Below are 20,220 nucleotides of genomic sequence, written 5' to 3' on the forward strand. Positions count from 1 at the left end.
CCGGTAAGAGCCGCCATGATCAGCTACGCCGCCGCACAAACCGAGCGCCGTAGATCATGCCCAGCCCTGTCGATAACTGCCCCGCTGCTATTCAAGTGGTCGCCGGGCTCGGATGTCGCAGCGACTGCAGCCTGGAGGACTTATCCACATTGCTGCTCGACAGCCTGCAGGCGCATGGCCTGACTGTGGATAACTTGGCGGGGCTGGCGAGCATCACGCACAAGCGTGACGAGCCGGCCCTGCAGGCACTGGCCAAACGCCTCGGCCTGCAGCTGAGCTGTTTCAGCTCGGAAGAACTGCAGCCCTATCAGTTAGGTGTTCAAGGCTCGCCGATTACCCTGGCCGCCACCGGTAGTCCGGCAGTCGCCGAACCTTGCGCCCTGGCGCTGGCCGAACGCCTAGGCGACCAACCTGCCCGCCTGCTCGGCGGCAAAACCCGTAATGCCAGCGCCACCTGCGCGCTGGCGTCGATTGCAGCCAAGGATTTTTCATGACCGTCTACTTTATCGGTGCCGGCCCCGGCGACCCCGAGCTGATCACCGTCAAAGGCCAGCGCCTGTTACACAGCTGCCCGGTGATTCTCTACGCCGGCTCGCTGGTGCCGGCAGCGGTGTTGGAAGGCCATAGCGCTGAGCAGGTGGTGAACACCGCTGAACTGCATCTGGATGAAATTATCGAGCTGATTGCCCAGGCGCACAGCACAGGCCAGGACGTGGCCCGCGTGCATTCCGGCGACCCGTCGCTGTATGGCGCGATTGGCGAACAGATCCGCCACCTGCGTCGGCTGGAAATTCCCTTCCAGATCATTCCCGGCGTCACTGCCACCGCTGCTTGCGCCGCCCTGCTGGAAAGCGAACTGACCCTGCCCGAGGTGTCACAGACGCTGATTCTCACCCGCTATGCGAGCAAGTCGGAGATGCCGGCGGGCGAGCAGCTGAGTGATCTGGCGCACCACGGTGCGACCATGGCCATTCACCTCGGCGTGGTACACCTAAGTAAGATCGTTGACGAATTGCTGCCGCACTACGGAGCGGACTGTCCGATTGCGGTGGTGCACCGGGCCAGCTGGCCGGATCAGGATTGGGTCAGTGGCACGCTCGCCACCATCGAGGAGCAGGTGCGCGCCAAGGGCTTTCGCCGTACTGCACTGATCCTCGTCGGCCGCGTGCTGCACGCCGAACAGTTCGCCGACTCGGCGCTGTATAACGCCGAGCATCGTCATCTGTTCAGGTCGTCAGACGCTTGAGCATTACCAACCGGGCGACTTCAGCGGCGTAGCGCCCGCCGCGCGAGTGACAGCAGGTCATCCAGCGCCGGCACGCTGGCCAGCAACACCAACAGCAAGGCCAGCGGCACGGTGGCGATGTACCCCAGGTAGCTGAAACCCAGTGCGCCGATCACCCCACCAAGGAAGAAGTACAGCGCCAACAGGCTGAGCACCCGCAACCGCTGACGGTCGGCCATCACCCGGGCTATTTCAGGCCCGCGCGTGCGATTCCAATAGAACAGCTTGCCCAGCTCGATGCCGATATCAGTGATGATTCCGGTGATATGCGTGGTGCGGATTTCGGCGTTTGAAAGCTTGGTGATCAGCGCGTTCTGCAGGCCCATGATGAAACACAGCAGCATCACCGTCAGCGGTACAAACAGGCCGGTAATCTACGCCAGTGACGCACCCAAAAAGCCGAAACACAGCAGCAACAGGGCCTCCAGCAACAGCGGCAAGGCGTATTCGCTGTGCAGATGCCGCCGCCGTGAGTAATTGATCATCACCGTCGAGCACGCCGCGCCGAGCAGAAACGACAGCACCGCGCCGAGGCCACCCCAGACCAGCTCATACGCGCCCAAAGCGATGTTATCGGCCATGGCCGAGACAATGCCGGTCATGTGCGAAGTGTATTGCTGCACGGCAAGAAATCCACCGGCGTTGATCGCGCCGGCAACAAAGGCCAGGGTAAACCCCAGATGCCGGTTGGCAGCCGCACTGCGCGTGCGGCCGGTCAAACTTCTCGCATAGCGAATGGGCATTGGGTGACCCTGGTGGACAGCCTGTTAGAGATGAATCTCTGCGCCTTTGATGCCGAGTAGGCGTAACTCTTCGATCAGATCATTGAGGTCGGCGAAGGACTCCACCTGCTCCTGGTCATCAACCAGAAAGAAGCTGGTGCCCGCGCCTTTCTTCAACAGCACGATCCACTCCCGGGTATTGGCCGGGTTGACGATGATATGCGTATCAAAGACTACGCCCTGCGCCTGCTTATTTTTTATCTCTTCACGCTGCATCAACTCGCCCCTGCTTACTCAACCGTTACGCTCTTGGCCAGGTTACGCGGCTGGTCAACGTCAGTGCCCTTGAGCACGGCCACGTAGTAGGACAACAGTTGCAGCGGAATAGTGTAGAGAATCGGTGCTAGAGCGTCGTGGATGTGCGGCATGTTGACCACGTGGGTGCCTTCGCCATTGCTCATGCCCGCCTGCTCGTCGGCAAACACCAGCAGCTCACCGCCACGGGCGCGGACTTCCTGCAGGTTGGATTTGAGCTTTTCCAGAAGCTCGTTGTTCGGCGCCACGGTCACCACCGGCATGTCGCTGTCTACCAACGCCAACGGGCCATGCTTGAGCTCGCCAGCTGGGTAGGCTTCGGCGTGAATATAGGAGATTTCCTTGAGTTTGAGCGCGCCTTCCATTGCCACCGGGTACTGCGCGCCACGGCCGAGGAACAGTGCATGGTGCTTCTCAGCGAACAACTCGGACACCTTCTCCACCACACTGTCCATGGCCAAGGCTTCACCGAGGCGGGTCGGCAACCGGCGCAACTCTTCCACCAACTCGGCTTCCAGGGTTTTATCCAGGGTGCCGCGCACCTGGCCGAGGGATAGGGTCAGCAGCATCAGTGCGACCAACTGGGTGGTGAAGGCCTTGGTCGACGCCACGCCGATTTCCGGGCCGGCTTGGGTCAGCAGGGTCAGATCGGACTCACGCACCAGCGAGCTGATGCCGACGTTGCAGATTGCCAGGCTGGCGAGGTAGCCACCCTTGCCAGGTGAATGCTCTTTAGCATTACGCAGCGCGGCCAGGGTGTCGGCAGTTTCGCCAGACTGGGAAATGCTGACAAACAGGGTATCTGGCTGCACCACCACCTTGCGGTAACGGAATTCGCTGGCCACTTCGATTTGGCAGGGAATCCCGGCCAGACCTTCCAACCAATAACGAGCGACCATGCCGGCGTGGTAACTGGTGCCGCAGGCGACGATCTGTACATTGCGGACCTTGGCGAACAGCTCGGCGGCCTGGGGGCCGAACGCCTGCACCAATACATGATCAGTGCCCAGACGGCCTTCCAAGGTACGCTGCACGACCTTGGGCTGCTCGTGGATTTCCTTGAGCATAAAGTGACGGTACTCGCCTTTGTCGGCGGCTTCCGCACCCTCGTGGTATTGCACGCTCTCGCGCGTTACAGGCTCACCCGAGGCGTCCCAAATCTGTACGCTGTCGCGCTGAATTTCAGCGATGTCACCTTCCTCAAGGTACATAAAACGGTCGGTGACCTGACGCAGTGCCAGTTGGTCGGAGGCGAGGAAGTTCTCACCCAGGCCCAGACCAATCACCAACGGGCTGCCACTGCGAGCTGCGATAAGACGATCAGGCTGCTTGGCGCTGATAACCGCCAGGCCATAAGCGCCGTGCAGTTGCTTAACTGCCAGTTTTAGCGCGGCGGTCAAATCAGGCTGAGATTTGAGGGTGTGATCAAGCAGATGGACGATCACTTCGGTGTCGGTGTCGGAGCTGAACGTGTAACCGAGGCCCTTGAGCTGAGCACGCAGTTCTTCGTGGTTCTCGATAATGCCGTTGTGCACCACCGCCAGCTCACTGCCGGGCTCTTTACCAGAAAAGTGCGGGTGGGCATTACGCTCGCTTGGCGCACCGTGGGTGGCCCAACGGGTGTGGGCGATGCCCAGGCGACCAGCCAGCGGCTCCTGGCTTAATGCCGCCTCCAACTCACTGACCTTGCCGACACGGCGACTGCGGTGCAGTTCGCCCTGATCGTTGAGCAACGCCACACCGGCGCTGTCGTAGCCGCGGTATTCCAGGCGCTTGAGGCCTTCAACCAGCACGGCGGTGATATTACGTTCGGCGATTGCGCCTACGATGCCACACATAAACTTCTCCTTAAGCCTCGACGCTGGCGCAGATCAGCTTGATCCCACGCGCAGTCAATTGTTCACGGGCCTGGTTATCCAGGCGCTCGTCAGTGATCAGGGTATGGATGCCGCCCCAGGGCAGCTCCAGGTTGGGAATCTTGCGGCCGATCTTGTCGCTCTCGACCATCACCACCACTTCGCGGGCCACCTCCGCCATCACCCGGCTAAGCCCAAGCAACTCATTAAAGGTGGTGGTGCCACGGTTCAGATCGATGCCATCAGCACCAATAAACAGCTGATCGAAATCATAGGAACGCAGCACTTGCTCGGCCACTTGGCCCTGGAAGGATTCGGAATGCGGATCCCAGGTACCGCCGGTCATCAGCAGTATGGGCTCATGCTCCAGTTCGCTGATGGCACGGGCGACATTCAGCGAATTGGTCATCACCACCAAGCCGGGTTTATAGCCTAGCTGCGGGATCATTGCCGCCGTGGTGGTGCCGCTGTCGATGATGATTCGCGCATGCTCACGAATGCGCGCCACGCCAGCACGGGCGATGGCCTGTTTGTACTGCGAGATCGGCTGAACATCGCTGATCAGCTCCTGCGGCATGGGCACCGCACCACCGTAGCGACGCAACAGTAGGCCGCTCTTTTCCAGCGCCGCGAGGTCTTTGCGAATGGTTACTTCAGAGGTCGCGAAGGCTTTCGACAAGGCGTCGACACTCACTTCACCTTGCTCGGCGAGCAGGGCAAGAATGGTGTGACGGCGTTGTGGCGTGTTGCGTTTCGACATTAAAAGTTTCGATTCGAAAGATATCGGTGCGAATCAAAACCTAACGAAGCTTTTGCGTCAAGCCTGAAAACGACAAAAGGCGGCCAAGGCCGCCTTTGTCATCGGGTCTTAGGATGGGTTGAACACAGCGATACCCATGCTGACGATGGGTTACGTCGATACGCGGCTAACTCATCCTACGTCCATCCTCACTTCTTGGTCGGGCGCTTCCAACCTTCGATATTGCGCTGCTTGGCGCGGCCGACGGCTAGGGTGTTATCCGGTACGTCGCTGGTTATTACGGAACCTGCACCGGTGGTAGCGCGGTCACCGAGTGTCACCGGAGCCACCAGAGCGCTGTTGGAGCCGATAAACACGTCTTCGCCCAGCACGGTTTTGAACTTGTTGGCGCCATCGTAATTGCAGGTGATGGTGCCGGCGCCGATATTGGTCCGTGCGCCGATTTCTGCGTCGCCCAGATAGCTCAGATGGCCAGCTTTGGCGCCTTCACCCAGCTTGGCGTTCTTTAGCTCGACGAAGTTACCCACATGGGCTTTGGCACCCAACACGGAACCCGGACGTAAACGGGCGAACGGCCCGCAATCGGCACCCTCGCCCACGTCGGCACCTTCCAGATGGCTGTTGGCTTTGACGATGGCACCTTTACGCAGAGTGCTGTTCTTGATCACGCAGTTCGGGCCGATTTGCACGCCATCTTCGATGACGACCTGACCTTCGAGGATGACGTTGATGTCGATCGACACATCGCGGCCTACCGTGACTTCGCCGCGCAAATCAAAACGCGCCGGGTCAACCAGGGTCACCCCTTGCAGCATCAAACGGCGCGCCGCGCGGAACTGGTAGTGACGCTCCAGCTGCGATAGCTGGATGCGGTCATTGGCGCCCAGCACTTCCATTTCGTCAGCCGCCTGCTCGGTGGCGACGACCAGACCATCGGCCACCGCCATGGCGATCACGTCCGTTAGGTAGTACTCGCCTTGAGCATTGCTGTTGGATAAGCGGCCCAACCAGTCAGCCAGGCGCTTGCCCGGTACGGCGAGAATGCCGGTGTTGCCTTCACTGATCAGACGCTGATCAGCCGTCGCGTCTTTGTGCTCAACGATGGCCTTCACCACCCCACTTTCATCACGAACGATGCGGCCATAGCCAGTTGGGTCATTCAGGTTGACCGTCAGCAACCCCAACTGCTGTTCTGATACGCGCTGCAGCAAACGCTCTAGGGTGCCGACTTCGATCAACGGCACATCACCGTAGAGAATCAACACACGGTCGGCCGTCAGTGCCGGCAGTGCCTGAGCCACGGCATGACCTGTGCCCAGTTGCTCCGTTTGCAGGACGAAATTCAGGTCATCTGCCGCCAATTGCTCGCGCACTAACTCAGCGCCATGACCGATCACCACATGGATGCCATTCGGCTTGAGCTGACGGGCAGTGTCGATCACATGACCGAGCATGGCTTTACCGGCAACCGGGTGCAGCACCTTGGGCAAGGCCGAACGCATGCGGGTGCCTTGGCCGGCGGCGAGGATGACGATATCGAGCGACATAGAAGAGGGTCCTGGGCAGGCGTCGGTTGTTCCCTGTGGATAACTCCACAACACAACCAACTGAAAAGATGAAATGACAGGCAAGAAAAAGGGTAGCCAAGGCTACCCTTTTACTCGTTTGCGATGAAGCAGCGGAATTAACCGCCGAACTTCTTGCGCAACTGCTGAACGGTACGCAGCTGAGCCGCGACCTCAGCCAGGTGAGCGGCGGCGGAACCGTAGTCGAACTCCGCGCCTTTCTCATTCAAGGCTTTCTCAGCGGCCTGCAGGGCCAGCTGAGCAGCAGCTTCATCGATATCGGCAGCACGCTGCACGGTATCGGCGAGAACTTTCACCACACTCGGCTGAACTTCCAGGAAGCCACCGGAGATGTAGAACACCTCGGATTCGCCACCCAGCTTGACCAGACGAATCGGACCCGGCTTGAGGTCGGTGATCAGCGGCGCGTGGCCTGGAGCGATACCAATATCACCCAGGTTGCCGTGCGCAATCACCATCTCGACCAGACCGGAGAAGATCTCGCCTTCTGCGCTGACGATGTCGCAATGGACTGTCATAGCCATGTCTAACCTCACTATCGATCTATTTGCACACGATGAGGTGGGCAAACAGACCGTAAGCGCCCGTTACCGGGCGCACGGGTGATTACAGTTTCTTCGCTTTCTCGACAGCTTCTTCGATGCTGCCAACCATGTAGAACGCCTGCTCTGGCAAGTGATCGTAGTCACCTTTCAGAATGCCGCTGAAACCGGCAATGGTGTCCTTCAGGGAAACGTACTTACCTGGCGAACCGGTGAAGACTTCGGCCACGAAGAACGGCTGGGACAGGAAGCGCTGGATCTTACGAGCGCGGGATACCAGCTGCTTATCTGTTTCGGACAGTTCGTCCATACCCAGAATCGCGATGATGTCCTTCAGCTCTTTGTAGCGCTGCAGCACGTACTGAACGCCGCGAGCGGTGTCGTAGTGCTCCTGGCCGATAACCATCGGGTCCAGCTGGCGCGACGTCGAGTCGAGTGGATCGACCGCTGGGTAGATACCCAGGGAGGCGATGTCACGGGACAGTACAACAGTGGCGTCCAAGTGGGCGAAGGTGGTCGCCGGGCTTGGGTCGGTCAAGTCGTCCGCAGGAACGTAGACGGCCTGGATCGAAGTGATCGAACCGGTCTTGGTCGAAGTAATACGCTCTTGCAGAACGCCCATTTCTTCGGCCAGGGTCGGCTGATAACCCACTGCGGAAGGCATACGGCCCAGCAGTGCGGATACTTCAGTACCGGCCAAGGTGTAACGGTAGATGTTGTCCACGAAGAACAGAACATCACGGCCTTCGTCACGGAACTTCTCGGCCATGGTCAGGCCGGTCAGTGCTACGCGCAGACGGTTGCCTGGTGGCTCGTTCATCTGACCGTAAACCAGGGCTACCTTGTCGAGAACGTTGGAGTCCTTCATCTCGTGGTAGAAGTCGTTACCCTCACGAGTACGCTCACCCACACCGGCGAACACGGAATAACCGCTGTGCTCGATGGCGATGTTACGGATCAGTTCCATCATGTTTACGGTTTTGCCTACACCGGCACCACCGAACAGACCGACTTTACCGCCCTTGGCGAACGGGCAAACCAGGTCGATAACCTTGATGCCAGTTTCCAGCAGTTCGTTGGAGCCAGCTTGCTCAGCGTAGGAAGGCGCGGCACGGTGAATGCCCCAACGCTCTTCTTCGCCAATCGGGCCAGCTTCGTCGATTGGGTTGCCCAGCACGTCCATGATACGGCCCAGGGTTTTCACCCCAACCGGTACCTGGATACCTGCGCCAGTGCTGCCAACGCTCAGGCCACGCTTGAGGCCTTCGGTCGAACCCATTGCAATGGTACGTACCACGCCGTCGCCCAGCTGCTGCTGAACTTCGAGAGTGGTTTCGGCGCCGACTACTTTCAGCGCTTCATAAACATTCGGCACTTGATCACGCGGGAATTCCACGTCGATAACGGCGCCGATGATTTGAACGATACGTCCGCTACTCATCTTTGGTTCCTCTGAATATTTGAACCGTGCTTAAACCGCGGCAGCGCCGCCGACGATTTCCGAAATTTCCTGGGTGATCGCTGCCTGACGTGCTTTGTTGTAAACCAACTGCAGGTCTTTGATGATATCGCCAGCGTTGTCGGTGGCGTTTTTCATCGCGATCATCCGGGCCGCTTGTTCAGCCGCGTTGTTCTCAACCACTGCCTGGTAAACCTGCGACTCCACGTAACGTACCATCAAGCCGTCCAGAAGCTCTTTGGCGTCGGGTTCGTACAGGTAATCCCAGTGGTGCTTGAGTTCTTTATCCGGATCGGCCACCAGCGGAATCAACTGCTCCACTGTCGGCTTTTGCGTCATGGTATTGATGAACTTGTTCGAGACCACGGACAAACGATCGATACGACCATCGAGGTACGCATCGAGCATTACCTTGACGCTACCAATCAGATCATTGATCGATGGTTCTTCGCCCAGGTGGCTGATCGCAGCAACGATGTTGCCACCAAAGTTACGGAAGAACGCCGCCCCTTTGCTGCCAACCACGCAGAGATCAATCTCCACGCCTTGCTCGCGATTGCTCGCCATGTCTTTGACCAGAGCCTTGAACAGGTTGGTGTTCAGACCACCACACAGACCACGGTCCGAGCTCACCACGACATAACCAACACGCTTAACATTGCGCTCGATCATGAACGGGTGACGGTATTCCGGGTTGGCGTTGGCCAGATGACCAATCACCTGACGGATACGCTCCGCGTAGGGACGGCTAGCAGCCATGCGCATTTGTGCTCTGCGCATTTTGCTGACCGCCACCTTTTCCATGGCGCTGGTGATCTTCTGCGTGCTTTTGATGCTCGCAATCTTGCTGCGAATCTCTTTTGCGCCTGCCATTTGACACCTATCGGGTTAGCAAGCGGGGACCTCGCGATCCCCACTGCGGCTTACCAGGTTTGGGTGGCCTTGAACTTCTCGATACCGGCTTTCAGCTGGCCATCGATGTCGTCATTGAAGTCACCCTTCTCGTTGATCTTCGCCAGCAGAGCGGCGTGATCCCGGTTGAAGTAAGCAATCAGGGCCTGTTCGAAAGCGCCAACTTTGGCAACTTCGATGTCGACCAGGAAACCACGCTCAGCGGCATACAGCGATACGGACATGTCAGCAATCGACATTGGCGCATATTGCTTCTGCTTCATCAGCTCGGTAACGCGCTGACCATGCTCAAGCTGCTTACGGGTGGCTTCGTCCAGGTCAGAAGCAAACTGGGCGAATGCTGCCAGTTCACGGTACTGAGCCAGAGCGGTACGGATACCACCGGAAAGCTTCTTGATGATCTTGGTCTGTGCAGCACCACCCACGCGGGATACCGAAATACCGGCGTTGACCGCAGGACGGATACCCGAGTTGAACATGGCCGATTCCAGGAAGATCTGACCGTCGGTGATCGAGATCACGTTGGTCGGAACGAACGCGGAAACGTCGCCAGCCTGGGTTTCGATGATCGGCAGAGCGGTCAAGGAACCGGTCTTGCCAGTCACGGCGCCATTGGTGAACTTCTCAACGTACTCTTCGGATACGCGGGAAGCGCGCTCCAGCAGACGGCTGTGGAGATAGAACACGTCGCCTGGGTAGGCTTCACGGCCTGGCGGACGGCGCAGCAGCAGAGAAATCTGGCGGTAAGCCACTGCTTGCTTGGACAGATCGTCATAAACGATCAGCGCGTCTTCACCGCGGTCGCGGAAGTATTCGCCCATGGTGCAACCGGCGTACGGTGCAATGAACTGCAGTGCAGCGGATTCAGAAGCGGAAGCTGCGACAACAATGGTGTTAGCCAGTGCGCCGTTTTCTTCCAGCTTGCGAACCACGTTGGCGATGGTCGATTGCTTCTGACCGATGGCAACGTATACGCACTTAATGCCGCTGTTCTTCTGGTTGATGATGGCGTCGATGGCCAGAGCGGTTTTACCGATCTGACGGTCACCGATGATCAGCTCACGCTGGCCACGGCCAACCGGGATCATGGCATCAACCGACTTGTAACCAGTTTGCACCGGCTGGTCGACCGACTTACGCCAGATCACGCCCGGCGCAACCTTCTCAACAGCGTCGGTAGCGACGTTGTTGAGCGGGCCTTTGCCGTCAATTGGGTTGCCCAGTGCGTCGACAACGCGACCCAGCAATTCCGGACCAACCGGAACTTCCAGGATGCGGCCAGTGCACTTGGCGCTCATGCCTTCGGCCAGGGAGGTATAAGCCCCCAGAACCACTGCACCCACGGAGTCTTGCTCCAGGTTCAGTGCCATACCGTAGACACCGCCCGGGAACTCGATCATTTCGCCGTACATAACGTCGGCGAGACCGTGAATACGCACGATACCGTCAGATACGCTGACGACAGTGCCTTCGTTACGGGCTTGAGAGGCGACATCGAGATTCTCGATACGCCCCTTGATGATTTCACTTATTTCGGAAGGATTGAGTTGCTGCATAGCTCTGCTGCCCCTTCAAACTCAAGATTTCAATGCTTCGGCCAGCTTCGCGATTTTGCCGCGAACTGAGCCATCGATAACCAGGTCGCCGGCGCGGATAACGACACCACCAATAAGGGTGGCATCCTCCGCGGCGTGCAGACGCACTTCTCGGCCGAGCCGTGCACTGAGAACCTTGGCGAGTTTGTCTTGCTGTTCATCGCTCAATGCAAAGGCACTGGTAACGTCCACGTCGATCGATTTTTCCTGCTCGGCTTTGTACAGCTCGAACAGTTCAACGATCTCTGGCAACAGGGCCAGGCGATCGTTTTCAGCGACGATGTGAATGAAATTGCGTACCTGGGCGTCGAACTTGTCACCACACACGTCATTAAACGTGGTGGCCTTGTCTGTACTCGTCAAACGCGGTGCTTTGAGCAGGCTTTGCATGGTGTTGTCTTGCGACACCGCTGCAGCCAGGCCGAGCATGGCTGACCAAGAGGCCAGTTGCTGGTGGGCCTGAGCATACTCAAAGGCAGCCTTGGCGTAAGGTCGGGCCAACGTGGTCAGTTCTGCCATGATCGCGCCCTCGCTTAAATTTCGGCTGCCAGTTTGGAAACCAGCTCCGCATGCGCGTTTTGGTCGATAGATGCGCCCAGAATCTTCTCGGCACCGCTAACGGCCAGGCTACCCAGTTGGGCACGCAGCGCGTCTTTGACACCGTTGATTTCCTGTTCGATCTCGGCCTGAGCCTGAGCCTTCACACGGTCAGCTTCGACGCGAGCCTGTTCACGGGCTTCGTCGACGATCTGGGTACCGCGTTTCTTGGCTTGCTCAATGATCTCGGCTGCTTGGCCTTTGGCTTCGCGCAGTTGCTGACCCACTTTCTCTTGGGCCAACTCCAGGTCACGAGCCGCACGGCTAGCAGCATCCAGGCCGTCTGCGATCTTCTTCTGACGTTCTTGCAAAGCCGTAATGACCGGAGGCCACACGTACTTCATGCAGAACAGCACGAAGATGAAGAAGGCAACGGACTGGCCAATCAGGGTTGCATTAATGTTCACGCCAACACCTCGCTCGTTCGTTGTCCGTCAAACCAATTACTTGAAATCCCATTACTGGGATTCCAGAGCATTAGCCTGCGAGTTGACCAACGAAGGGGTTCGCGAAGGTGAAGAACAGTGCGATACCAACACCGATCATGGTCACGGCGTCGAGCAGACCGGCGACGATGAACATTTTCACTTGCAGCATTGGAACCATTTCCGGCTGACGCGCAGCGCCTTCCAGGAACTTGCCGCCCAGCAGGCCGAAACCAATGGCGGTACCCAGGGCACCCAGGCCAATCAGCAGTGCTACAGCGATAGCGGTCAGACCAACTACAGTTTCCATCTTTCCTCCCGACTTTTTATGTCGTATTGGTTAAGGTTTTCTAAGGGTAAAGCGGTAAAACAAAACCGGTGCTTCTGTGCCCTTGCGGGCGTCCACTATGAGCGCCTAGGCGTTCTTAGTGGTTGTCTTCGTGCGCCATCGACAGATAGACGATGGTCAGCATCATGAAGATGAACGCTTGCAGGGTAATGATCAGGATGTGGAATACCGCCCACGCCCACTGCAAGGCAACGCCCAAGGCACTCAGCCAGAGCAGACCGCTGCCGAACATCACAGCGATCAGGATAAATACCAACTCACCGGCATACATGTTGCCGAACAGACGCAGAGCCAGGGAAATAGGCTTGGCGATCAGGGTGACGAATTCCAGCAGGAAGTTGACCGGGATCAGCAGCGCCTGCACAAACAGGTTCTTGCTACCGAACGGGTGCAGGGTCAGTTCGCCGATAAAGCCGCCAATGCCCTTGACCTTGATGCTGTAGAAAATGATCAGCGCGAATACCGACAGGGCCATGCCCAGGGTCGCGTTCGGGTCAGTGGTGGAAACGGCGCGGAATGGAATGTGCGCATCGCCACTGATCAGAATCGCCAACTGTGGAATCCAGTCGACCGGGATCAAGTCGATGGCGTTCATCAGGAAGACCCAGACGAAGATCGTCAGCGCCAATGGTGCAATCACTGCGCTGCGACCATGGAAACTGTCTTTGACGCTGGTATCAACGAAATCGATCAGCACTTCAACGAAGTTCTGCAGACCGCCAGGTTGACCGGAGGTGGCCTTCTTCGCTGCCATACGGAACAGCAGGACGAAAAATAAGCCAAGGGCAACGGACCAGCCGAGGGTATCGACGTGGAACGCCCAAAAGCCCATTTCTTTTGCTTCTTGCGCGGTGTGGGCAAAGCCCCAATCACCATTCGGCAGTTGCCCGTAAGTCAGGTTCTGCAGGTGGTGCTGGATATAGCCCGAAGCTGTTTGTTCTGCCATGGTTGCCTCAAACGCCTTAAGGTCTCGAAAGTCTTTTTTTCATCAGCAGCGGTGCGAACCAGTTGACCAGTTGGGTCAGGAAGAACACGCCAAATACCGCTAGCGGCTCTAAAGGCTTCACACCTGCAAAGGTCAGTGCAAACAGCACTGCCGTTAAAACCAGTTTGCCCGCCTCACCGGCATAAAAAGACCGGACGATGGCTTGAGCAGCCCGCGCTCCACTAAACCGGAACGCCTTGTGGGCGAAATACACATTCGGCAGCCAAGCAATCAAGCCGCCACACAACCCGGAGTAACCCGCTACGGTGCCTAGCCACAGCCACAACACCAGAGCCAGAAGCAGCACAACCAAGAGCTGCACCAGCAGTACCGGAAAAACAGCTAGCTGATGGAAGGGCAGGCGATTCGGCATGCGAACGTCCATCTGGTTTTCCTGAAAGCTGAACTCGGGCGCCGGCACTTTAAATCAGTAACTTGGCATAGTTTGTGCCGACGAAATGCGCGCAGAGTATAGGGGCGGTTCCCCCCCATTCAACAGCTGGGTAGTGATTTCCGACTAGTCGCTACACGTGCAATTGTTTCAACGAATGTGAGCGAGCACGCCTTGCAGTTCATCCAGCGAGCTGTAGCTGATCACCAACTGACCTTTGCCTTTCTGCCCATGCTTGATCTGCACCGGCGAGCCCAGGCGCTCGGCCAGCCGCTGTTCCAGGCGGATGATGTCCGGGTCGGCTTTGACCTCGGTCGCGGGCTTATCTTGGCTGTTCAACCACTGGCGAACCAGCGCTTCGGTTTGGCGCACAGTGAGACCGCGTGCGACAACGTGTCGCGCACCTTCGGTCTGCTGTTCGGCCGGTAAACCGAGCAAAGCGCGGGCATGGCCCATCTCCAAGTCGCCATGGGCCAGGAGAGTTTTAATCTCTTCCGGCAGGGCAATCAGGCGCAGCAAGTTGCTGATGGTCACCCGTGATTTACCCACAGCGTCGGCGACTTGCTGCTGGGTCAGTTGGAACTCTTGCTGCAAACGCTGCAACGCCATCGCTTCTTCGATGGGGTTGAGGTCTTCGCGCTGGATGTTCTCGATCAGCGCCATGGCGATGGCCGCTTCATCCGGCAGTTCGCGGACCATGGCCGGGATTTTGTCCAGACCGGCTTGCTGGCTCGCGCGCCAGCGGCGTTCACCGGCGACGATTTCGAAACGCCCGTCGCCAATCGGCCGCACCACGATCGGCTGCATGACGCCGTGGGCTTTGATCGACTGCGCCAGTTCTTCCAGAGCGGTGGGGTCCATATCGCGACGTGGCTGGTATTTGCCGCGTTGGATTAAATCCAGTGGCACGTACTGCAGTTCACGGCTGTCGACCTGCGCCGCTTCATCCTTCAATGCGCTGACGCTTGAACCGCCCAGTAGGGCATCCAGACCGCGTCCCAGTCCTCGTTTTTTCACAGCCATGGGTATTTCCTTATGCGGTTACGCCGCGCGCTTTAACACGCTGGCGGCGGACCAATTCGCCAGCCAACGCCAAGTAGGCAATGGCCCCGCGGGAACTTTTGTCATACACCAGCGCCGGCATACCAAAGCTTGGCGCCTCGGCCAGGCGCACATTGCGCGGGATTACGGTTTGGTAGAGCGTGTCAGGGAAGTGCTGCTTGAGCTGCGCCGAGACATCGTTGGTCAAGCTGATGCGCGGGTCATACATGGTGCGCAGCAGGCCTTCGATTTTCAGGCTTGGGTTAAGCAACTCAGCGATACGCTGGATGCTGTTGATCAAGTCACTCAAGCCCTCAAGCGCGTAATACTCACACTGCATGGGAATGATCACGCCATCGGAGGCCACCAGGGCGTTGATGGTGAGCATCGAGAGTGCCGGTGGACAATCGATGAGGATGTAATCGTAATTCTCACGGATCGGTGCCAGCGCATTACGCAGCCGGCTTTCTTTCATATTCATTTCCAACAGCGACACTTCGGCAGCGGTCAGGTCACGGTTGGCCGGCAGCAGTTGATAACCGCCATGTTCGGAGAACTGCATGGCATCAACCAGGTTGCATTCACCGATCAGCACGTCATAGATCGAGTGCTCCAGCGCATGCTTATCCACACCACTGCCCATGGTGGCGTTGCCTTGTGGATCGAGGTCAATCAGCAATACGCGACGCTTGGTCGCGACCAGGGAAGCCGCCAGGTTCACGCAGGTTGTGGTTTTACCCACCCCGCCTTTCTGGTTAGCGATTGCGAATACCTTAGCCATGCTGCCGTTCCCCCTAAACCGAGCGCCGCAGTATCAGCAGATGGCGCTGACCTTGGCAACCGGGAACCTTGAGTACATGGGTGGCCGTGAGACGGAAATCTGCAGGCAGGGCCTGCAGTTCATCATCCGGGTGCACACCTTTCATCGCCAGCCATTGGGTATTGCCATCGCCGAGATGGCGGGTCCAGTTGCTGAAATCTTCCAGTGAACTGAACGCCCTCGAGCAAATCCCGCTGAATGGAACAACTGGGGTGAATTCTTCAACGCGGCTGTGGATAACTTGCAGGTTGGCCAGTTTCAACTCGAGCTTCACCTGAGTCAGGAAGCGAGTCTTCTTGCCGTTTGAATCGAGCAGGGTGAACTGGCGCTCGGGAAACAGGATGGCCAGGGGAATACCCGGCATACCACCGCCGCTGCCGACGTCCAGCCAGTTATCCCCAGCCACTCGCACATATTCGACCACAGACAGGCTGTCGAGCAGATGGCGCGAGACCATTTCGTCCGGATCGCGCACGGCAGTGAGGTTGTAGGCCTTGTTCCACTTGATCAGCAATGCCAGATAGGCGAGCAACTGCTCGTGCTGTTCGACGCTGAGTTCGACGCCCAGTTCGCGGGCGCCTTCGCGCAACTCTTCGGCGTGACGTGTAGTGACCAACGACATCAAACGCTGTGCTCCAACTGCTGACCGGCAGTGCGTTTTTTTAGGTGAATCAGCAGCAAAGAAATCGCTGCCGGGGTGACGCCGGGAATCCGCGAGGCCTGGCCGAGGGTTTCTGGACGGCTGTTGCCAAGCTTGTGCTGGATTTCCTTGGACAGCCCGGAAATCCCTGCATAGTCGATATCGATCGGTAACGCGGTGTTTTCACTGGCGCGCAACCGGGCAATTTCGTCCTGCTGGCGGTCAATATAACCGGCGTATTTGGTCTTGATCTCGACCTGTTCGGCCACCTGCGGGTCCTGCGCACCGCCGCCGGTGATGGTCACCAGCCCGGCGTAATCAATTTCCGGGCGCGCGAGCAGGTTGAGCAGGTTGTATTCGTGGGTCAGCGGTGTGCCGAAATGCGCGGCAATCGCATCGCCCTGAGTCGTACCCGGGCGCACCCAGGTATTTTTCAGGCGCTGTTCTTCCAGCTCAATGGCTTCGCGTTTGGCAGCGAACGCTGCCCAGCGCACATCATCGACCAAGCCCAGCTCGCGGCCTTTTTCGGTCAGGCGCAAGTCAGCGTTGTCTTCGCGCAGGATCAACCGGTATTCGGCGCGCGAGGTGAACATGCGATACGGCTCTTGGGTACCCAGGGTAATCAGGTCATCGACCAGTACACCGATGTAAGCCTCATCGCGACGCGGGCACCAGCTGTCTTTGCCCTGGGCGCGCAGCGCAGCGTTGCAACCCGCGAGCAAGCCTTGCGCACCGGCTTCTTCGTAACCGGTGGTGCCGTTGATCTGCCCGGCGAAAAACAGCCCGGCAATCACTTTGGTTTCCAGGCTGTACTTCAAATCGCGTGGGTCGAAGTAGTCGTACTCGATGGCGTAGCCGGGACGGACGATATGCGCGTTTTCCATCCCGCGGATGCTGCGCACGATCTGCAACTGCACATCGAACGGCAACGAGGTGGAAATGCCATTCGGATACAGTTCATGGGTATTCAGGCCTTCGGGCTCGATAAATACCTGATGGCTGTCCTTGTCGGCAAAACGGTGGATCTTGTCTTCGATCGACGGGCAATAACGCGGGCCGACGCCTTCGATCACACCGGAATACATCGGTGAGCGATCAAGATTGGCGGCAATGATTTCGTGGGTACGGGCGTTGGTGTGGGTAATCCAGCAACTGACCTGACGCGGTTGCTGTTCAGCGCGACCGAGGAAAGACATCAGCGGCGTTGGTGTGTCACCCGGTTGCTCGGTCATCAGCGAAAAATCCACCGAACGGCCATCAATGCGAGGCGGTGTTCCGGTTTTCAAGCGGCCGACGCGCAGCGGCAATTCACGTAGACGTTGCGCCAAGGCAATCGAAGGTGGATCACCGGCGCGACCGCCAGAGTAATTCTGCAGACCAATGTGGATAAGTCCGCCAAGGAAGGTGCCGGTGGTCAACACCACGGAATCCGCGAAGAAACGCAGGCCCATTTGCGTAACCACGCCTTTGACTTCGTCGTTTTCGACGATCAGGTCATCGGCTGCCTGCTGAAATATCCACAGGTTGGCTTGGTTCTCCAGGGTTTCACGGATGGCCGCTTTGTACAGCACGCGATCAGCCTGAGCACGAGTGGCGCGAACGGCTGGGCCTTTGCGGCTGTTCAGCACCCGGAACTGGATACCACCACGGTCTGTGGCTTCAGCCATAGCACCGCCGAGGGCGTCGATTTCCTTGACCAGGTGACTTTTGCCAATCCCGCCAATGGCTGGGTTGCAACTCATCTGCCCAAGTGTTTCCACGTTATGAGTCAGCAGCAGGGTTTTTACCCCCATGCGTGCAGCTGCCAGTGCAGCTTCGGTACCGGCATGACCGCCGCCGATGACGATCACTTGAAAACGGGAAGGGAAATCCACCACGCACCTCGTGCCTGTTGAGAAATGGGGGGCTTTTTGGATTGAAAAGCGGGAAAGGCGGCAAGTATAGGGAGTTAGCCAGTGTGAAAGAAGCCTTTGCACAAAAAATAGCCAGCCGCCCTGAAGGCCTTTTTAACCAGGCGGTTAATAAAGATTAAAAGAATGAATTTTTATAAAGCTTTGTTTTTATGTTTATTAATGAGTAACGGCTTTTCTGTGGATAGATTGCTACAGGCCAGTAAATTCAATATGTACAGAGTTTTGAAAGGCTGTGCCAATCCTGCCATCAGCCTGTTCAATTGCCGTACGCAAGCTGTGGATGAAAGTGATGGTTATCCACAGGGGTGTTTATCCTCTGTTTTATCACAGGGTTATGAGCAGGGCTTAGGTCGAGTTTTCCACAGGGCTTAGTCAGCGAAATAAATCACTAAGGGTGTACTTTTCGCCCACACAAACGCCTACCCGAACGGCATAAATAAAAAGTTGTGGGCGTGAGGCGTAGGGAGGGTCAGTTACAGGCGAGAGGTAGTGAAGACGATAAACAGCTCGCCCAGGCGTCACCCATCAGCAATATCGACCTGCTGATGGGTACGCAACGCACTGAAAATAGTGCGCTGTTTGAAGGCGAAAGGGTATCCGTCGCTAACCGACGCGGTGATTACTTGCCGATACAGAAGCTGGAAAAGATCCGCCCCAGCAGGTCATCGGAGCTAAAGGCCCCGGTGATTTCACCTAAGGCCTGTTGCGCCATACGCAGGTCTTCCGCGAGCAGTTCTCCGGCGCCTGCGAGGGTTAGCTGAGTATGGCCATGTTCAAGGTGAGTGGCGGCCTTGCGCAGTGCCTCAAGGTGACGCCTACGGGCGCTGAAGCTGCTCTCTGAGGTCTGTGCATAACCCATGCAGGCCTTCAGGTGTTCACGCAGCAGGTCCAGGCCTTGAGTCGATTTGGCCGACAGGCTGATGGTGACGTGGCCGTCATTGCTGACTTCCAGTACCACCGACTCGCCCGACAGGTCGGCTTTGTTGCGAATCAGGGTGACCTTGGCTGGATCAGGGCGCTGATCAAGAAATTCGGGCCACAGAGCAAAGGGATCGTCCGCTTCCGGGGCTGTGGCATCCACCACTAGCAGGATGCGATCGGCTTCACCAATCGCCTTGAGCGCACGCTCCACACCAATCCGCTCGACTTGATCGTCGGTATCGCGCAGGCCGGCAGTGTCCACTACGTGCAGTGGCATACCATCGATGTGGATATGTTCGCGCAGTACATCGCGTGTGGTGCCGGCGATCTCAGTAACGATGGCCGCTTCGCGTCCAGCCAGTGCATTGAGCAGGCTGGATTTACCGGCGTTGGGCCGACCGGCGATGACCACGGTCATACCATCGCGCAGCAGCGCACCTTGCCCGGCTTCACGCAGCACCCCGGCGAGGTCGTTGCGCACGCCTTCGAGCAGGCTGAGTACATGGCCATCGGCGAGAAAGTCGATTTCTTCTTCAGGAAAATCGATAGCCGCTTCGACATAAATGCGCAGGCTGATCAGGCGTTCAGTCAAGCCATGCACCCGGCGGGAGAACTCACCTTGCAGTGAACGCAAGGCATTGCGTGCGGCTTGTTCAGAGCTGGCCTCGATCAGGTCTGCAATGGCTTCGGCCTGAGCCAGGTCGAGTTTGTCATTGAGGAAGGCACGTTCACTGAATTCACCCGGTCGCGCCAAGCGCGCGCCGAGTTGTACACAGCGGCGTAACAGCAGGTCGAGCACCACGGGGCCGCCATGCCCCTGCAGTTCCAACACATCTTCACCGGTAAAGGAGTTCGGACCCGGGAAGTACAACGCTAATCCTTCATCCAACACCTGCTCGGCATCGGCAAAGAAAGGGCCGTAATGCGCGTAGCGAGGTTTCAAATCGCGCTGGCAAATGGCCGCTGCAAGCTGGCCGGCCATAGGGCCGGATACACGCACGATACCAACCCCGCCACGCCCTTGGGCAGTAGCGACGGCGGCAATGGTTTCAGTCACGGTTGGCATGCGGTTCTCCTGAAAACGACATAGCAAAACGCCCCTGAAA

The 20,220-nt window shown here is 57.9% G+C and carries 21 protein-coding genes and 1 pseudogene; 3 read left to right on the forward strand and 19 right to left on the reverse strand.

From position 1 onward, the window contains the following. Positions 1-56 precede the first annotated feature (56 nt). A complete protein-coding gene (locus ACEPAJ_RS21800) occupies positions 57-494 on the forward strand; it encodes a cobalamin biosynthesis protein (RefSeq protein ID WP_425917868.1) in 438 nt (145 codons plus the stop codon). Further along, complete coding sequence (gene cobM / locus ACEPAJ_RS21805) at positions 491-1,246, forward strand: precorrin-4 C(11)-methyltransferase (protein WP_425917870.1); 756 nt, start codon at positions 491-493, stop codon at positions 1,244-1,246. Before ACEPAJ_RS21800 ends, cobM begins: the two co-directional genes overlap by 4 nt. Positions 1,247-1,299: 53 nt before the next feature. On the opposite strand, the pseudogene ACEPAJ_RS21810 reads toward cobM, so the two are convergent. The 18 genes and pseudogenes from ACEPAJ_RS21810 to mnmG all read right to left on the reverse strand — a co-directional run. Further along, positions 1,300-2,028 (reverse strand): annotated as a pseudogene (locus ACEPAJ_RS21810) (YoaK family protein); the annotation flags it as partial. A gap of 24 nt (positions 2,029-2,052) precedes the next feature. Continuing rightward, positions 2,053-2,283 (reverse strand): hypothetical protein, encoded by a 231-nt coding sequence (locus ACEPAJ_RS21815; RefSeq protein WP_425917872.1) that lies wholly within the window; start codon positions 2,281-2,283, stop codon positions 2,053-2,055. Positions 2,284-2,297: 14 nt separating this feature from the next. Next, positions 2,298-4,160: a glutamine--fructose-6-phosphate transaminase (isomerizing) gene (gene glmS / locus ACEPAJ_RS21820; protein ID WP_425917874.1), complete on the reverse strand. Its 1,863-nt coding sequence runs from the start codon at positions 4,158-4,160 to the stop codon at positions 2,298-2,300. A gap of 10 nt (positions 4,161-4,170) precedes the next feature. Then, complete coding sequence (locus tag ACEPAJ_RS21825; protein ID WP_274088531.1) at positions 4,171-4,938, reverse strand: DeoR/GlpR family DNA-binding transcription regulator; 768 nt, start codon at positions 4,936-4,938, stop codon at positions 4,171-4,173. A 188-nt stretch (positions 4,939-5,126) separates the two neighbouring features. Beyond that, complete coding sequence (gene glmU / locus ACEPAJ_RS21830) at positions 5,127-6,485, reverse strand: bifunctional UDP-N-acetylglucosamine diphosphorylase/glucosamine-1-phosphate N-acetyltransferase GlmU (RefSeq protein ID WP_425917877.1); 1,359 nt, start codon at positions 6,483-6,485, stop codon at positions 5,127-5,129. 137 nt (positions 6,486-6,622) lie between these two features. Continuing rightward, positions 6,623-7,048: a F0F1 ATP synthase subunit epsilon gene (locus tag ACEPAJ_RS21835; RefSeq protein ID WP_339904275.1), complete on the reverse strand. Its 426-nt coding sequence runs from the start codon at positions 7,046-7,048 to the stop codon at positions 6,623-6,625. 82 nt (positions 7,049-7,130) lie between these two features. Next, positions 7,131-8,507: a F0F1 ATP synthase subunit beta gene (gene atpD, locus ACEPAJ_RS21840; RefSeq protein ID WP_425917882.1), complete on the reverse strand. Its 1,377-nt coding sequence runs from the start codon at positions 8,505-8,507 to the stop codon at positions 7,131-7,133. Positions 8,508-8,537: 30 nt separating this feature from the next. Further along, positions 8,538-9,398 carry a F0F1 ATP synthase subunit gamma gene (atpG, locus tag ACEPAJ_RS21845; protein WP_274088527.1) on the reverse strand — a complete coding sequence of 287 codons (861 nt, stop codon included), beginning with the start codon at positions 9,396-9,398 and terminating at the stop codon, positions 8,538-8,540. A gap of 50 nt (positions 9,399-9,448) precedes the next feature. Further along, positions 9,449-10,993: a F0F1 ATP synthase subunit alpha gene (atpA, locus tag ACEPAJ_RS21850; protein WP_274088526.1), complete on the reverse strand. Its 1,545-nt coding sequence runs from the start codon at positions 10,991-10,993 to the stop codon at positions 9,449-9,451. 21 nt (positions 10,994-11,014) lie between these two features. Continuing rightward, positions 11,015-11,551, reverse strand: coding sequence for a F0F1 ATP synthase subunit delta (locus tag ACEPAJ_RS21855; protein WP_425917885.1), 537 nt, complete (start codon positions 11,549-11,551; stop codon positions 11,015-11,017). Between the two features lie 14 nt (positions 11,552-11,565). Further along, complete coding sequence (locus tag ACEPAJ_RS21860; RefSeq protein ID WP_090240971.1) at positions 11,566-12,036, reverse strand: F0F1 ATP synthase subunit B; 471 nt, start codon at positions 12,034-12,036, stop codon at positions 11,566-11,568. Between the two features lie 70 nt (positions 12,037-12,106). Continuing rightward, positions 12,107-12,364, reverse strand: coding sequence for a F0F1 ATP synthase subunit C (gene atpE, locus ACEPAJ_RS21865; RefSeq protein ID WP_002555987.1), 258 nt, complete (start codon positions 12,362-12,364; stop codon positions 12,107-12,109). 115 nt (positions 12,365-12,479) lie between these two features. Beyond that, positions 12,480-13,349 (reverse strand): F0F1 ATP synthase subunit A, encoded by an 870-nt coding sequence (gene atpB / locus ACEPAJ_RS21870; RefSeq protein ID WP_425917890.1) that lies wholly within the window; start codon positions 13,347-13,349, stop codon positions 12,480-12,482. Between the two features lie 16 nt (positions 13,350-13,365). Continuing rightward, on the reverse strand, positions 13,366-13,773 hold the full coding sequence (locus ACEPAJ_RS21875) for a F0F1 ATP synthase subunit I (RefSeq protein WP_425917892.1): 408 nt from the start codon (positions 13,771-13,773) through the stop codon (positions 13,366-13,368). 156 nt (positions 13,774-13,929) lie between these two features. After that, positions 13,930-14,802, reverse strand: a complete 873-nt coding sequence (locus ACEPAJ_RS21880) for a ParB/RepB/Spo0J family partition protein (protein WP_274088522.1) — start codon at positions 14,800-14,802, stop codon at positions 13,930-13,932. A gap of 10 nt (positions 14,803-14,812) precedes the next feature. After that, complete coding sequence (locus tag ACEPAJ_RS21885; RefSeq protein WP_274088521.1) at positions 14,813-15,601, reverse strand: ParA family protein; 789 nt, start codon at positions 15,599-15,601, stop codon at positions 14,813-14,815. A gap of 13 nt (positions 15,602-15,614) precedes the next feature. Further along, positions 15,615-16,262 (reverse strand): 16S rRNA (guanine(527)-N(7))-methyltransferase RsmG, encoded by a 648-nt coding sequence (gene rsmG, locus ACEPAJ_RS21890; RefSeq protein ID WP_425917895.1) that lies wholly within the window; start codon positions 16,260-16,262, stop codon positions 15,615-15,617. Further along, on the reverse strand, positions 16,262-18,154 hold the full coding sequence (gene mnmG, locus ACEPAJ_RS21895) for a tRNA uridine-5-carboxymethylaminomethyl(34) synthesis enzyme MnmG (RefSeq protein WP_425917897.1): 1,893 nt from the start codon (positions 18,152-18,154) through the stop codon (positions 16,262-16,264). Before mnmG ends, rsmG begins: the two co-directional genes overlap by 1 nt. Before the next feature lie 162 nt (positions 18,155-18,316). Here mnmG and ACEPAJ_RS21900 point away from each other — a divergent pair, with 162 nt between their 5' ends. Then, on the forward strand, positions 18,317-18,565 hold the full coding sequence (locus ACEPAJ_RS21900; RefSeq protein WP_425917899.1) for a hypothetical protein: 249 nt from the start codon (positions 18,317-18,319) through the stop codon (positions 18,563-18,565). Between the two features lie 247 nt (positions 18,566-18,812). Here the strand turns inward: ACEPAJ_RS21900 and mnmE are convergent, their stop codons facing one another. Then, positions 18,813-20,180: a tRNA uridine-5-carboxymethylaminomethyl(34) synthesis GTPase MnmE gene (mnmE, locus tag ACEPAJ_RS21905; protein ID WP_425917901.1), complete on the reverse strand. Its 1,368-nt coding sequence runs from the start codon at positions 20,178-20,180 to the stop codon at positions 18,813-18,815. Positions 20,181-20,220: the final 40 nt, after the last annotated feature.

Origin of the sequence: Pseudomonas sp. GWSMS-1 (assembly GCF_049847425.1) — a bacterium.
Lineage (GTDB): Bacteria > Pseudomonadota > Gammaproteobacteria > Pseudomonadales > Pseudomonadaceae > Aquipseudomonas.